Origin of the sequence: Actinoplanes subtropicus, from assembly GCF_000721705.1 — a bacterium.
GTDB classification, from domain to species: domain Bacteria; phylum Actinomycetota; class Actinomycetes; order Mycobacteriales; family Micromonosporaceae; genus Actinoplanes; species Actinoplanes subtropicus.
In genome coordinates this window covers 229312-243920 of the sequence record NZ_JOJL01000042.1, presented here as the reverse complement: position 1 = coordinate 243920, position 14609 = coordinate 229312, and the positions used below count along the sequence as shown (strand labels likewise).

Here is a 14609-nt window from a genome sequence, read left to right as displayed (position 1 = left end):
GGGTGGGGCGCCAGCCGGGGCGCGGGGCCGGTCCAGCCCGGCCACAATCCGCGCGCAAGTGGTCTTACCCGATCCCGACTCGCCGACGATCGCCAGCGATCCCCCGGCCGCGACGGCCCGGCGCCGGACGACGGCAGGGTCAGTCCAAGTCGTCGAGCACCTGCTGGGCGATGCGGAAGGCGGTGTTCGCGGCCGGCACGCCGCAATAGATCGCGGCCTGCAGCAGCACTTCCTTGATCTCGTCGTCGGTCAGCCCGTTGCGCCGCGCCGCGCGCACGTGCATAGCCAGCTCCTCCTGGTGGCCGAGGGCCACCAGCGCGGTCAGGGTAATCATCGATCTGCTGCGGCGGTCCAGGCCGGGGCGGGTCCAGATCTCCCCCCAGGCGTACGCGGTGATCAGCTCCTGAAAATCGCGGGTGAACGGCGTCGTCCCCGCGATCGCCCGGTCCACGTGCTCGTCGCCCAGCACCGCCCGCCGCACGGCCATGCCCGCGGCCCGCACGTCGTCGGCCGTCCGCCGGCCGGCGAAGTGCAGGTCGATCAGCGCCGCCACCTCGGCCGGCGACTCGGCCGGGGCCAGGTGGGCCACCCCCTCGAGCACGACGAGCCGCCCGTTGCGCACCCCCTCGGCGATCAGCGCGAGCCCCTCGGGCGGCGCAGGCAGGTCCTCGGCGCCCGCGACGGCCAGCACGGGCGCGGCAATTTCCCGGAGCCGATCGCGTACGTCGAAGGTCGCCAGCGCCTCACACACCAGCGCGTAACTCTCCGGATCGGCCGCCCGCAACGCTCCGAGCAGGTCCTCGGCCACGCCGGGTGCACGCTCCGCGAACCCGGGCGCGAACCACCGCTGGATCGAGCCCGCCACCACCGCCTGCGTTCCCTCAGCCCGAACGGTCTCGGCCCGCTGCCGCCACCCCGTCGCCTCACCGATCTTGGCGCCGGTGCAGAGCACCACGGCCGCCTCCACCCGGTCGGGCGCATCGAGCAGCAGTTGCAGCCCGACCGCGCCGCCGACCGAGTCCCCGGCGTACCGGAAGGGCGCCCGCGGCCGAATCCGATCGACCAGCTCGAGAACGCTCTTGGCCAGTCCCGGCACCCCGAAGCCGGCCTGCGCCGGGGCGCTGCGGCCGTGCCCGGGCAGGTCCCAGCCGACCACGTGGTAGTCGCCGCCGATCCGCGCGACACAGCGGGACCACAACGTCTCCACCGACGTGCCCAGCGAGGGCCCGAGCACCAACAGCGGCCGGCCGGGGGCGTCCCGGAGCGTGGTGGCGGTCAGCATGGCTTTCCCTCCGCGCGGGCCAGAGCGGCATCGATCAGCTCGTCGTTCGCGCCCAGATAGGGCTGTTCACCGCCGGTCTTGAGCCGTTCCGCATCGATCCCTGGGTAGGCGGCGGCGAGCGTCGTGGCCATTCGGTCGGCGTTGACGACCAGGCCCGAGACCAGCTCGGTGGTCTGCGAGGCGGCCACCACCGTCCGGCGGGACAGCGTGCGCAGCGTGGCCCACTCGACGTGCCAGGACCCGTCCGGGCGCTCGTCGATCGCTTCGGCCGCGGCGAGATGCATGGTCGCGGCCAGCGGCGGAGCGGCCAGGGCGGCCCGGCGGATCAGCACGGACAGGACCGGGTTCTGCTTGTTCGGCATCGCCGACGATCCGCCCCGGCCCTCCTCGACCGGTTCGGACAGCTCGCCCACCTCGGGCCGGCTCGCCAGCAGGACGTCGTTGGCGATCTTTCCCCAGGCGTCGGTGCAGGTGACCAGGGCGTCGGCGACCCGGGTGAAGGGCGCCCGCGTCGTGTGCCACGGGGGCCGGGCCGGCAGCCCGAGCAGGCGAGCCGTGGCGGCGACCAGGTCGAGCGCGGCCGAGGGCGAGCCCGCCACGGCGGCCGGAGCGGCGAGCGTGCCGGCCGCGCCACCGATCTGAACCGGCACCTCCGCGCACGAGGACAGCACTTCGCGAGCGTCCAGGACCGCATTCAGCCAGTTGGCCGCCTTGAGACCGAACGTGGTCGGAATCGCGTGCTGCGTGAGCGTCCGCGCGGCCATCCGAGTTCCGCGGTGCCGGTCGGCGAGACTCGCCAGGGCGTACACCTGCTGGTCGAGGTTTTGAATGGTTTTGTTCGTTATCGATCGCAGGCAGAGCACCAAGGCCGTGTCGAGGACATCCTGGCTGGTCAGCCCGGTATGCAGGTGCTCGGCGACCGAGGAGTTCTCCGCGCGAAGAATTTTGACGAGCGGGATGACGGGGTTGCCCCCGCCCTCGGCGAATAGACCGGATATATCCGCGATATCGGACAACGCAGCCGGACATCCCCTCGCGGCCAGCCAAGCCGACTCGACCGAGATCATGGCCGCGACGACGCGCTCGTCGGTGAAGAGATCACCGGCGCGGGCGTCGCCCGGCCAGAGCAGGTCGGTCATGCCCAGACGCCACGGTGTTTCGGGAAGCTGAGGAACACCGTCTCGCGCGGGCCCTGCAGGTGGATGTCGAAGACCAGCCCCTGCTCGTCCCGGGTGGCGATCACCGATCCGCGCCGATCGGATTCGATCGCGTCCAGCAGCGGATCGGCCCCGGCAGGATCGGGCAGGTACGCCCGGGTGAACAGCCGGTCGAGCAACCCCCGCGCGAAAACGGTCACCGCGAAGAACGGCGGCCGGCCCGGCTGGGTGGCGCCCGGTTCGAGCGTGGAGAACCAGTAGTGCCCGTCCGGATCGGTTGCGGCCCGGCCGAACCCGGTGAACGTCCACCCGTCGCGCCGAAGCGATCCCGGCGCGCGGCACACCTTGCCCTCCGGATCGGCCTGCCAGATCTCGACCATCGCGTCCGGCACCGGCACGCCGTCGCCGTCGAGCACCCGGCCGTGCAGGCGGATCGCCCCCGCCCGGCCCGGTGGAACCAGTTCGTTGCCCCCCGCGTACGGCAGTCCGATGTGGAAGAAAGGCCCCACGGTCTGTCCGGGCGCCGCGCTCATGAGGGCTCCTCGATGTCGGTGTCCAGCGGGGTGCGGTGCGATCCGGTGAGCACGATGTCCCAACGGTAACCGAGGCTGAACTCCGGGCTGGTCAGGTCGTGCTCATAGGTCGCGATCAGCGCCTCGCGCGCCTTCGGGTCGGTCACCGACTGGAAGATCGGGTCGAGTGGGAAGAGCGGGTCGCCCGGGAAGTACATCTGGGTCACCAGGCGCTGGGTGAAGTCGGTGCCGAACAGCGAGAAGTGGATGTGCGCCGGCCGCCACGCGTTGAGGTGGTTGCGCCACGGGTACGGCCCGGGCTGGATGGTGGTGAACTTGTACCACCCGTCGGCGTCGGTCAGGCAGCGTCCCTGCCCGGTGAAGTTCGGGTCGAGCGGGGCCGGGTGCTGGTCGCGCAGGTGTGCGTACCGGCCGGAGGCGTTCGCCTGCCAGATCTCCACCAGCTGATGGGCCACCGGGCGGCCGTCGCCGTCCACCACCCGGCCGCCCACGGTGATCCGCGAGCCGAGCGGCTCGCCCGCGTGCTGGATGGTCAGGTCGGCCTCGGCCTCGGCCACGTCGGAGTGCCCGAAGCAGGGCGCCCACAGCTCGACGCCCTCGGGGTCGGCCGGCTGCAACGCCTTGGTGGGATGGCGCAGGATGCTGCTGCGATAGGCCGGGTAGTCCAGGCGCGGCTGGTGCTCGTGCACGCCGTCCTGGGCCGCCTCGATCTGACGGCTGATGTCCGCCTGGGTGGTCGTCACCGGACCGACGCTATTCGCCCCGGCCGCCGGGCGCGATACTTGCCTTCCATTCAACGGAAACCCGGAAGGGCGACCATGTCCGCCAGCGTCACCTCGCGCGCCCTGAATCTGCTCGGCGCGTTCGACCCCGACCATCGCAGCCTCACGCTGAGCGACCTCGCCCGGCGGGCCGGGATGCCGATCGCCACCGCGCACCGGCTGGTCGGCGAGTTGCACCGCTGGGGCGCCCTGGCCCGGCTGGACTCCGGCGAGTACGTGATCGGGCGCCGGCTGTGGGACCTCGGGCTGCTCGCGCCGGTGCAGGCCGGGCTGCGCCAGGCGGCGTCGCCGTTCCTGCACGACCTGTACGGGGCGACGCTCGCCACGGTGCATCTGGCGGTCCGCGACGGCACCGAGGCGTTGTACATCGACCGGCTCTCCGGGCACGTCTCGGTGCCGGTGGTCAGCAAGATCGGTTCGCGGCTGCCGATGCACGCGACCGGGGTCGGGAAGGTCCTGCTCGCGTACGGGCCGGACCAGGTGCTCGCCGAGGTGCTGGGCAATCTGACCCGGGTCACCGCGTACACGATCACCCAGCCGGCCCGGCTGCTGGAGCAGATCCGCCGGGTCCGCGCCGACGGCTACGCGACCACGGGCGAGGAGATGAGCCTGGGCGCCTGCTCGGTCGCCGTGCCGGTGCGCGGGCCCGGCGGCGAGGTGGTGGCCGCGCTCGGCATCGTGGTGCCGGAGTTGCGGCGGGACAAGGCCCGGCTGGTCGCCGCGCTGCGGGTGGCGGCGCAGGGCATCACCCGTACGCTGACCGACTCGGCTTCCGCTCAGTGGAAGTAGGGGGTTGCCGCTGACGGCCCGGTGCGGGTTGGCTGGTGGCATGCGTACCCAGGTCGCCATCATCGGCGCGGGCCCCGCCGGCCTGCTGCTCGCCCACCTGCTCACCCGCGGCGGCGTCGACTCCGTGGTCCTCGAGACCCGCTCCCAGGAGTACGTCGCGTCCCGGATCCGGGCCGGCATCCTCGAGCAGTCGAGCGTCGATCTGCTCAGTTCGGTGGGCCTGGGCGATCGGTTGCGATCGGAGGGGCACGAGCACCGGGGCATCTACCTGAACTGGCCGGGCGAGCGCCACCACCTCGATTTCGTCGACCTGACCGGCCGTACGGTCTGGGTGTACGGCCAGACCGAGGTGCAGAAGGATCTGGTCGCCGCCGGCACGGCCGACGTGCGCTACGAGGTCACCGCGGTCGCGCTGCACGACGTCGAGAGCGATCGGCCATATGTGACCTATCTCGATCGGGACGGGACACCGCAGCGCCTGGACGCCGAGGTGATCGCTGGGTGCGACGGTTCGTTCGGGCCGAGCCGCAACGCGGTGCCGTCGGAGACCTTCGAGCGCACCTATCCGTACTCCTGGCTGGGCATTCTCGCCGACGTCGCGCCCTCCACCGACGAGCTCATCTACGCCTGGCACCCGAACGGGTTCGCCCTGCACTCGATGCGCTCCCCCACGGTGAGCCGCCTTTACCTGCAAGTTCCCAACGGCACCGATCCGGCCTCGTGGTCCGACGACCGGATCTGGTCGGAGCTGGCGCTGCGCCTCGGCCACGGGCAGGACGGCTGGAAGCTGACCCCCGGGCCGATCACCGACAAGAGCGTGCTCCCGATGCGCAGCTACGTGCAGACCCCGATGCGGCACGGCAACCTCTTCCTCGCCGGCGACGCCGCGCACATCGTGCCGCCGACCGGCGCGAAGGGGCTGAACCTGGCGATCGCCGACGTGACGCTCCTGGCGGCGGCGTTCGTCGCCCGTTTCCAGGAAGGGTCCCTTACTTTGTCGGAGTCGTACTCCGTCGACGCCCTGCGCCGCGTCTGGCGCTGCACGCATTTCTCCTGGTGGATGACCACGATGTTGCATACGAGTGACGACCCGTTCGACGCCCAGCTGCAGCTCTCCCAGCTGCGCTGGGTCACGTCCTCGAATGCCGGGGCAACCGGTCTCGCCGAGAACTACGCGGGTCTGCCGATCGGTTTTTAGACGAGTTCCGGGCGACGAGCACCGCGAGACCGGTCGTGATCGGCACGGAGGCGACCAGGCCGATGGTGCCCACCGCGCCGCGCAGCACCTCCTGCGCGAGCAACTCGCCGGTCAGCACCTCGCCGGCCGGCCTGCCGTCGGTGGCCAAGAGCAAGATCAAGGGCAGAGAGGCGCCGGCGTACGCGAGGATCAGCGTGTTCACGGCGCTGGCCACGTGCGCCCGGCCGATCCGGTCCGCCGCCCGGTAGAGCTCGGTCTCGCCGGCCGCCGCCAGTTCGCCGACGGCCGCGGCTTGGGTGACCGTGACGTCGTCGAGCACACCGAGCGCGCCGATCACGATGCCGGCCAGCAGCAGCCCGCGCATGTCGATGTTGCCCCGGGTGGCGGCCAGGAACGCGTCGTCGTCGCCGGCCACCCCGGTCAGGTGCAGGGCGGCGGTGAACCCGGCGCCGAGCAGGCCGGTGAGCACCAGGCTGGCCAGGGTGCCCGCCACCGCCACCGAGGTGTGCGCGTTGAAGCCGTGCGTCAGGTAGAGGACGGCGAACATGATGGCGGCCGCACCGACCACCGCGACCAGCAGCGGGTTCTCGCCGTTCAGGATCGCCGGGATCACGAAGAACAGCAGGCCGGCGAAGCTGACCCCGAGGGCCGCCAGCGAGGTGAGTCCGAGCCGGCGGCCGAAGGCGAGCACGGCCAGCACCGCCGCGAGGACCAGCCAGATCATCGGGCCGGCCCGCTGGTGGTCGACGACCGTGTAGGGCGGGCCGCCGGCGACCGCGTCCGGGGCGTACAGCATGACCACCTTGTCGCCGGTGCTCAGGGTGGGCGATCCGGGGCCGGTCGGGAGGGCCACCGTGGTCGTGGTGCCCTTTCCGGGCCCGGCGGTCACCCGTACGGTCGCCAAAGGTTTTTGAATGAAGGTGACCGTGCCGAGCGCGCGCTGACCGGCGTCCTGGTTCGGGGTGGGCTTGACGTGGCCCGGCCAGAGCACGAGCATCGCGACCAGCGTGGCCACCGCGGCCGGGACCAACACCGCGACCAGGGCCCGCGGCGTGCGCGCCCTCGGCGCCTCGTGCGTGTGGCTGTGGCTCAAGCTCGCGAGGCTATCCCGGCGCCCAACTATTCACAAATGAACATATGCGCAGGACAGCCCGGTTTCGGGATCTTGCGGTTCGCGCGGCTAAGGTGGTCGCGGCCCATCGTGTGGGGAGTGACCCGTGACTCAGACCGACCTGCCGGCGTCCGCGGCGCCTCCGGTTGCCCTGCCCGAGTCCCCGCCTGCCCCGGCCACGCCCGCCCGCGAGCGGCGGATCGGATCGCTCGAGGTGCTGGCCGGGCTGCTCGTGCTGCTGGTCGTCCTGCGCGGCTGGCTGGCCGGGCTGATGACCGGGGCGCGGCTGCAGACCTGGACCACGGTGTTCGTCTCGGTGCTGGTGCAGGCCGTGCCGTTCCTGGTCTTCGGGGTCGTGCTGTCGGCGATCATCGCGGTCTTCGTGCCGCGCTCGTTCTGGGAGAAGGCGCTGCCGAAACATCCGGCGCTGGCGGTGCCCGCGGCGGGGCTGGCCGGGGTGGTGCTGCCCGGGTGCGAGTGCGGCAGCGTGCCGATCGCCGGGTCGCTGATCCGCCGCGGCGTGACCCCGGCGGCGGCGATCGCGTTCCTGCTCGCGGCGCCGGCGATCAACCCGATCGTGCTGACGGCCACGGCGGTCGCCTTTCCCGGCAAGCCGGAGATGGTGATCGGGCGCGGGGCGGCGAGCCTGATCGTGGCGGTCGGGATGGGCTGGCTGTGGCTCAAGCTCGGCAAGGAGTCGTGGATCCGGCTGCCGCACCGGCCCGACCTCGAGGGGAAGGCGCGCTTCGAGGCGTTCTGGTCGGCGATCCGGCACGACGTGATGCACGCGGGCGGCTACCTGGTGATGGGCGCGGCGGCCGCGGCGACCATCAACGTGGTGGTGCCGGCGACGTGGTTGGCGCGTCTGGCGGCTCATCCGGTGCTGTCGGTGCTGGCGCTGGCGGTCCTGGCCGTGCTGCTCTCGATCTGCAGCGAGGCGGATGCGTTCGTGGCGGCGTCGCTGTCCCAGTTCTCGCTGACGGCGCGGCTGGTGTTCCTAGTGGTGGGGCCGATGATCGACCTCAAGCTGATCGCGATGCAGACCGGCGTGTTCGGGCGGCGCTTCATGTGGCGGTTCGCGCCGACGACGCTCGTGGCGGCGATCCTGGTCGGCACGGCCACCGGGCTGGTGCTGCTATGAGCCGCCTCACCCAGGCCGTCGTCCTGTTCCTCTTCGGCGGAGCGATCCTGCGCGCGTCGGTCACCGACCTCTTTCTGCGGTACGTGAAGGCCGGGTTGCGACCGTATCTGATCGCGGCCGGTGTGCTGCTGATCGTGGCGGCGGCGATGACGCTGTGGTCGGCGATGCGGGCGCGTTCGACCTCTTCTTCTTTGGAGGAGGAGGACCACGACGGGCACGGGCACGCCCATCACGAGCCGCGGGTCGGCTGGCTGCTCGTGCTGCCGGTCCTGGGGCTGCTGCTGGTGTCGCCGCCGGCGCTCGGCTCGTTCGCCGCGGGCAAGGCCGGCAGCGTGAGCGCGGCGCCCGCCTCCGGCTCGGACTACCCGCCGCTGCCAGCCGGCGATCCCGCCCAGGTGGGGCTGCTCGACTACGCGTCGCGGGCACTCTTCGACGACGGCAAGTCGCTGACCGGGCGCAACCTGCGGATGTCCGGCTTCGTCACGCCGGGGCCGGACGGGCAGCCGATGCTGGCCCGGATCGTCCTCACCTGCTGCGCCGCGGACGGGCGGCCGATCAAGGTGGGGATGACGGGGAAGGTTCCGCTCGACGTGCCGGCCGACACGTGGATTCAGGTGGACGGGGTTTACACGGCCAAGCGCGCCAAGGACCCGGCCAACAACGTGGACATGGCGTACGTCGAGGTGAAGTCCTGGGAAGCGATCCCGGAGCCGAAGCAGCCCTATTCATAGCGTCGCCGCGGAGTGTCGGTCTCCGCGGCGACGCCGGGCCGATCGGGCGGTGGCCCCCGATCAGGCGGTGGTGCAAGTGGTGCCGTTGAGCGCGTATCCAGTCGGTGCGCCGCTGTTGCCGGTGTGCGTGGCCTGGAAACCGATCGTGGTCGATCCGCCGGCCGGCAGCGCGCCGTTGTAGGCAACGTTGGTGGCGGTGACCTGCCCGGAGGCCGGGCTGTAGGTGGCGTTCCAGCCGTTCGTGATGGTCTGGCCGGACGGCAGCGTGAAGGTCAGCCGCCAGCCGTTGAGGGCCGCCGCGCTGGTGTTGGTGATGGTGAGGTTCGCGGTCAGGCCGGTGTTCCAGGCGCTGATCTGCGAGGTCACCTTGCACCCGCCACCGGTCGGCGGCGTGGTGGGCGGAGTCGTCGGCGGAGTCGTGGGCGGAGTCGTCGGGGTCGTGGTCGGCGGGGTGGTCGGCGGCGACGTCGGCGTGCTGCCGTCGAGGCCGAAGAACGAGATCGCCATCTTCGCCTGCCCGGAGAGCGGCAGCGAGTGGCCGACGCCCGCCACGCTGATCCCCTCGACCGGCGCCTGCGTGGTGTTCGAACCGTATCGGGTGCGGGTCCAGCCGGACTGCGGCGTGTCGGTCGCGACCGGCGTCTGGCTCACGCCGAGCACGTTGGTCCACTGCTTGATCTCTTCGCCGAAGTTGTTGTAGTTGAGCGTCGTGTCGGCGGTGCCGTGGAACAGTTGCATGCGCGGGCGGCGGCCGGAGTAGCCCGGGTACGAGCCACGCGCCGCGTCGCCCCACTGCTGAGCGGTTTTGATCACTTGACCGTTCGCGCACGCGCTGTTCCAGCCGGCCTGGTTCGCCGGGTTGGTCGGATCGCCGGCGCTCGCCGCGAAGCACGTGTCCGGGACGCCCATGAAGGCGGCGCCGGCCGCGAAGACGTCCGGATAGTCGGCGAGCATGACGTTGGTCATCATGCCGCCGGACGACGCGCCGGTCACATACGTACGCGCGGTGTCGGTGTGGTACTTCGACTGCACGTACTTGACCATCGAGACGATCCCGACCGGGTCGCTGCTGCCATTGTGCGTGAGCGCGCCCGGGCTCGAGACGTCCCAGCAGTTGCCGCTGCGGACCGTGGACGGGTAGATGACGATGAAGCCGTACTGGTCGGCGAGCGAGTGGAACTCGGTGCCGGAGTAGAACGCCGGGCCGGAGCCGGTGCAGTAGTGCACGGCGACCAGCAGCCCGGGGTTCGCGGCGAGCTTGTCCGGCACGTAGAGGTACATCCGGATGCCGGTCGGGTTGGTGCCGAAGCCGGTCACCTCCTGCAGCGACGCCGCGGCGGCGGGCGAGGCCGGCAGGGCCACCAGACCGAGGATCACCGCCGCGGCGGCGGCGAAGCTGGCAAGCAGTTTCTTCATGGCAAGTCCTTCGTCAGGGGGATGGCGCGGCCACTGGGCACCGGACGGGTGATGCCCCGTGGCCGCGCCCGACTCAGCGAGCGGTGCAGGCGGAGACGCCGGCCGGGCCGGTGCCGGTGCCCTGGAACCCGAACTCGGTGTACGCGCCGGCCGCGACCGTGCCGTTGTAGCTGACGTTGGTGAAGCTCACCGCGCCGCTGCTACCGCTGGCCGTGGCGTTCCAGGTGTTGGTGACGGCGGCCCCGCCGGGCAGGGTCAGCCCGACGGTCCAGCCCTTGAGCGCGGCCGAGCCGGCGGTCACCCGGACCGTGGCCACGAACCCGCCGGTCCACTGGTTGAGGGAGACCGTGGCGCTGCAGCCCGAGCCGGTCGGCGGCGTGGTGGGCGGCGTCGTCGGCGGGGTGGTGGGCGGCGTCGTCGGCGGGGTGGTGGGCGGCGTCGTCGGCGGCGTCGTGGGCGGGGTGGTCGTTCCGCCCGCGTTCAGAGCGTTCAGGGTCGAGTCGTACGCGGCCTTCTTGTTGCCGTTGTTGTCGAACAGCAGAGGAGTGTCGCCGGAGCGCCACGAGTCCGAGTCGCGGATGCCCCAGACGGTGATGCCGTTGCAGCGCGCCACGGCGAGACAGGCCCGAACCACACTGGCGTACGTGTTGGCCTGGGCCGTGCCCGACCCGGCGATGTCCAGCTCGGTGATCTGCACGTCGACGCCGAGATCGGCGAACCGCTGCAGGTTGGCCTGGTAGTCGCCGGGCAGCGGGGATGCCGAGTTGATGTGCGATTGGAAACCGACACAATCGATCGGGACGCCACGCGACCTGAAGTCCTTGACCATGTTGTACACGGCGGTCGACTTCGCGTTGACGCCGTCGGTGTTGTAGTCGTTGTAGCAGAGCTTGGCGCCCGGGTCGGCGGCGCGCGCGGCCTTGAACGCGGCCTCGATCCAGTCGTTGCCGGTGGCCTGCAGGTTGGACTGGCGGCGGGAGCCGTCGCCGTTGTCGCTGAACGCCTCGTTCACCACGTCCCAGGAGTAGATCTTGCCCTTGTAGTGGCCGGCGACGTTGGTGATGTGGTTGAGCATGGCGTTGCGCAGCGCGGTGCCGGAGAGGCTCTGCACCCAGCCCGGCTGCTGCGAGTGCCAGGCCAGCGCGTGACCGCGGATGCGCATGTTGTGCGCTTGAGCGTGGCTGACGATCTGATCGGCGCTGCCGTAGGAGAACGAGTTCTGCGAGGGCTCGGTGGCGTCCCACTTCATCTCGTTCTCGGGCGTGACCATGTTGAACTCGCGATCGAGGATCGTCGTGTAGACCGAATCGCTCAGCTTGTACGCGGCGACGGCCGTGCCGAAGTAGCGGCCCGTGGCGGCGGCGGAGGCGCCGAGCGTGGTGGCCGCTTCGGCGTTGCCCGTCGCGACGATCAGCGAGCCGGCCGCGGCGAGGAGCGCGGCGGAGGCGGAGAGGGTGGCGGCGAGGACACGCCGCCGGGGGGAACGGTTCATGATTCCTTCCAGCTGTGCAGGGGGACGGGCGGGAGCCGATACAGCAGAAAGTGATCCGGATCGATCGAAACATTAACGGCACGTTCCGGAAATCTCAACACCCAAGTTGCGGGGCTATGGAGATGGGAACGCTCCCAACACCCGTTTTGAGGGGTTCTGCTAGGTATTTTGGCACCCTTCCCCGTCGCCTGCGTTCCGGAAGTTTCGGAGTTCGCGGAATGACATCGTTGACACATCCGAATGAACCGTTTCAGCGCGCGTTTCTCGCGCTCAGACCGTCCGGCTCCCTTGGCGCTCCACTTCGCGCCGGGCACCGCTCACGCATCGGGCGCGGCCGGGACGCCGCGATCACGCTGTCCGCGACGTCGATGCCGTTCGTCGCGCCGGCTGGGTCGCGGCCACCGACGGCCGGGCGAGCGGCCACATCGCTCCCAGGATCAGCAGCGCCGCGAACGGCAGCAGGTTGAGGTTGATGGTGATCGCCGTGTACCCGGCGAAGAACAGCATCGGGCTCCACACCGGCAGCCGCCCGGCCGCGACCTGCAGGCTGAGCAGGCCGATCGTGCCGAGCACGAACCCGATCGGGCCGATCAGTTGCAGCACGCCCGGGAGCGGATGGTCGACGGCGAACGATCGCGACAGATCACCGACGATCACCCAGATCATGCAGCCGGCCCCGAACACGGCGACCGCGGCGGCCACGAGCGCGGTGCGTCTGCCGAGCGTCGCCCGCCGATACAAAGCGACCGCCAGAAGCACGAACGTCGCCATCGAGGCGAGGAACGCGACGTGCCCGGCGTTCCAGGCGAGGCTGCCCTTGTGGTGGTGCCCGTCCAGCCCGTCCGTCCAGCGAAGAACGCCGTAGGCTAGCATCAGCAGCGGCGCGGCGAAGGCCATCGATCTCATGGCCCGAGCCTAGGAACGTCCACACCCGAGACGGCATCGGTGAGGTCCCGGTCCGTCCCCCTAGGGCCGAACCCTGGTTGCGCTTTCGATCAGTTCCGTTCGCGCCGCCAACTCCCCCGGCGGCACCTCTGCCAGCTCGAACCCGAGCTCCCGATACGTCTCCTCATGAATGCGCTCGAAACCGATCGACTGCTCGAAGGTGATCCGCCGCGCGGCCGTGGGTTCCACGAACCCCAGATTGCGTACGAGGAACGCCACCCGCTCATAACCGTCGATCGCCGCGAGCAGGCCCTCCGGCACGGGCAGGCCGGCGTACCGGCAGAGCGCCAGCGTGCACACCGGCGACCGATCGAAAAAGACCAGATCATGGTCGTACGCCTCGGCGACCCGTCGCCGCTGCCGCTGCAGCGCGAGGATCCGCTCGGCGAATCCGGTCGTCTCCCACGGCCGCGGATCGCCGAGCGCCTGCCCGAGCGCGATCACATCGGTGGCCGCCTCCTCGACGACGGGATGCCCGTTCGCCTCGAGCTGCCGCAGGATCGCCGTCTTACCCGACCCGGGCGTCCCGGTGAGGATGAACGCACGCATACCGCCATGGTCCCACCACCCCGAGCGACGCGAGCCCCGGCGTACGCGCCCCACCGCGCGAGCCCTCGGGCGCGCAAGCCCCGGGCGCGCGAGCCCCCGGGCGCGCAAGCCTCGGGCGCGCAAGCCCCCGCCGCGCAAGCCCCAACGCGCGAGCCCCCGGGCGCGCAAACCCCCGCCACGCAGCAAGCCCCCGCCCCGCAAAGCGGCGCGCGAAGCCCCGGCGCTAGACCACGCTCGTGATCAGGCGCGGGACGACGAGCTCTCGGCCCGCCTTCCCCGCTCCGCGCCGACCGGGATCATCGCGGCGGCGGCCAGCGGAAACGCGATCGTCGCGGCGAAGGCGACCCGATAGCCGGTCGCCGAGATGACCGTGGCCATGATCGGGACGGTGGCGGTGCCGGCCAGGTTCTGGGCGGTGTTCTGCACACCCAGGGCCCGGCCCGCCCAGGCGCTCCCGGCCCGCTCGGCCACGGCGGTGAACGCCAGCCCGTTCGGACTGAAGGTCAGGATCCCGGCGGCCAGCAACACGCCGACCGCCGCCGCCGAGTGTGTGCTGGCCGCCAGCAGCGCGAGGGCGATCGCGATCGCCACCGCCACCTGGCGCATCGGTCGCAGCCGCAAACCGATCCGGTCCGACCACCACCCGGCCACGATCCGGGCGAGCGCGCCGCCGACCTGCCCCGTCGCGAGCAGCCGGCCGGCCCCGCCTGCCGGCCAGCCATGGTCGTCGACCAGGTACACCAGCGCGAACGTCGCCACCGTGACCTGGGGAACGACCAGGAGAGCGCTTGCCGTGTGAATCCGCCACAACACGCCCGTGCGATACGGCGAACCGGCCCCGGCGGCATCACCCTCCGCTTTGCCCGGCGTTCTCGGCGGGTCCCGGACGATCAGGCCGGTCAGCGTGCTCGCGATCAGACACGACGTCCCGAGGAAGACGAGCGCGAACGATCGGCTCAGGACCGGCAGGGTCAGCGCCGCGACGGCCACCCCCAACGGCACGGACGTCTGCCGCAATCCCATCGCCAGCCCGCGTTCCCGGGCCGCGAACCAGCCGAGGATCAAGCGCCCGCTCGACGCCTGCACCGCGCCGCCGAAGGCGCCGGCCGCGAAGAAACACGCGGCGAGCCACACCACGCCGGCGGCGCCCACCGCGGCCAGCAGAGTCAACCCGGCCGCGCCCAGACCGATCGTCATCACCCATCGCTCGCCCCAGCGATCGGCGGCCGCGCCCCAGGCGATCAGCGTGCACATCAGCCCGGCCACCGGTGCCGCCGTCACGACACCGGCCTGCTCCAGCGTCAGCCCGCCGGCGCGCAACGCCGGAATCAGAAACGGCAAGCCGAACTGAACCGTGCAACTGGCGGTCATCGCCGCCATCCCGGTCACCAGCACGGCCCACCGCCGCCGGCCCGCCGACCCGCCCCCGCCCCCGCCCACGCCCACGCCCACGCCCACGCCCACGCCCACGATCGGACTCTAG

14 protein-coding genes are annotated in these 14609 nt (G+C 71.4%); 4 read left to right on the top strand and 10 right to left on the bottom strand.

Going from position 1 to position 14609, the window contains the following annotated elements; all coding sequences use genetic code 11:
* Positions 1 to 139 precede the first annotated feature (139 nt).
* From pcaDC to pcaH, 4 genes are read right to left on the bottom strand one after another with little or no spacing between them, the layout of a single operon-like run.
* Entirely contained in the window at positions 140 to 1282 is a 1143-nt protein-coding gene (gene pcaDC, locus IH26_RS0144385; RefSeq protein WP_030442330.1) for a bifunctional 3-oxoadipate enol-lactonase/4-carboxymuconolactone decarboxylase PcaDC, read from the bottom strand.
* Positions 1276 to 2421 (bottom strand): lyase family protein, encoded by a 1146-nt coding sequence (locus IH26_RS0144380; RefSeq protein ID WP_030442329.1) that lies wholly within the window; start codon positions 2419 to 2421, stop codon positions 1276 to 1278. The genes pcaDC and IH26_RS0144380 overlap by 7 nt, the downstream gene beginning before the upstream one ends.
* Entirely contained in the window at positions 2418 to 2972 is a 555-nt protein-coding gene (gene pcaG, locus IH26_RS0144375) for a protocatechuate 3,4-dioxygenase subunit alpha (RefSeq protein WP_030442328.1), read from the bottom strand. Before pcaG ends, IH26_RS0144380 begins: the two co-directional genes overlap by 4 nt.
* Entirely contained in the window at positions 2969 to 3715 is a 747-nt protein-coding gene (pcaH, locus tag IH26_RS0144370) for a protocatechuate 3,4-dioxygenase subunit beta (protein WP_030442327.1), read from the bottom strand. The genes pcaG and pcaH overlap by 4 nt, the downstream gene beginning before the upstream one ends.
* 75 nt (positions 3716 to 3790) lie before the next feature.
* Here pcaH and IH26_RS0144365 point away from each other — a divergent pair, with 75 nt between their 5' ends.
* The gene (locus tag IH26_RS0144365; protein ID WP_030442326.1) at positions 3791 to 4543 is read left to right on the top strand and encodes an IclR family transcriptional regulator; all 753 of its coding nucleotides are present in this window, start codon (positions 3791 to 3793) and stop codon (positions 4541 to 4543) included.
* A 40-nt stretch (positions 4544 to 4583) separates the two neighbouring features.
* Complete coding sequence (locus tag IH26_RS0144360; protein WP_030442325.1) at positions 4584 to 5741, top strand: 4-hydroxybenzoate 3-monooxygenase; 1158 nt, start codon at positions 4584 to 4586, stop codon at positions 5739 to 5741.
* Here the strand turns inward: IH26_RS0144360 and IH26_RS0144355 are convergent.
* Positions 5674 to 6834, bottom strand: coding sequence for a YibE/F family protein (locus IH26_RS0144355; protein ID WP_030442324.1), 1161 nt, complete (start codon positions 6832 to 6834; stop codon positions 5674 to 5676). The two genes, IH26_RS0144360 and IH26_RS0144355, sit on opposite strands and share 68 nt — an antisense overlap.
* Before the next feature lie 169 nt (positions 6835 to 7003).
* Here IH26_RS0144355 and IH26_RS0144350 point away from each other — a divergent pair, with 169 nt between their 5' ends.
* Together IH26_RS0144350 and IH26_RS0144345 are read left to right on the top strand one after the other, a co-directional pair.
* Positions 7004 to 7993: a permease gene (locus tag IH26_RS0144350; RefSeq protein ID WP_051809651.1), complete on the top strand. Its 990-nt coding sequence runs from the start codon at positions 7004 to 7006 to the stop codon at positions 7991 to 7993.
* Complete coding sequence (locus tag IH26_RS0144345; protein WP_030442322.1) at positions 7990 to 8724, top strand: TIGR03943 family putative permease subunit; 735 nt, start codon at positions 7990 to 7992, stop codon at positions 8722 to 8724. The genes IH26_RS0144350 and IH26_RS0144345 overlap by 4 nt, the downstream gene beginning before the upstream one ends.
* A gap of 60 nt (positions 8725 to 8784) precedes the next feature.
* Here the strand turns inward: IH26_RS0144345 and IH26_RS0144340 are convergent, their stop codons facing one another.
* From IH26_RS0144340 to IH26_RS0144320, 5 genes are all read right to left on the bottom strand, one after another.
* Positions 8785 to 10140 (bottom strand): extracellular catalytic domain type 1 short-chain-length polyhydroxyalkanoate depolymerase, encoded by a 1356-nt coding sequence (locus tag IH26_RS0144340; protein WP_030442321.1) that lies wholly within the window; start codon positions 10138 to 10140, stop codon positions 8785 to 8787.
* Between the two features lie 73 nt (positions 10141 to 10213).
* The gene (locus IH26_RS0144335) at positions 10214 to 11632 is read right to left on the bottom strand and encodes a glycoside hydrolase family 10 protein (protein WP_030442320.1); all 1419 of its coding nucleotides are present in this window, start codon (positions 11630 to 11632) and stop codon (positions 10214 to 10216) included.
* Between the two features lie 348 nt (positions 11633 to 11980).
* Positions 11981 to 12538 (bottom strand): hypothetical protein, encoded by a 558-nt coding sequence (locus IH26_RS0144330; protein ID WP_245665962.1) that lies wholly within the window; start codon positions 12536 to 12538, stop codon positions 11981 to 11983.
* Between the two features lie 60 nt (positions 12539 to 12598).
* Entirely contained in the window at positions 12599 to 13126 is a 528-nt protein-coding gene (locus IH26_RS0144325; RefSeq protein ID WP_030442318.1) for an AAA family ATPase, read from the bottom strand.
* A gap of 240 nt (positions 13127 to 13366) precedes the next feature.
* Entirely contained in the window at positions 13367 to 14596 is a 1230-nt protein-coding gene (locus IH26_RS0144320) for an MFS transporter (protein ID WP_211268869.1), read from the bottom strand.
* Positions 14597 to 14609 lie beyond the last annotated feature (13 nt).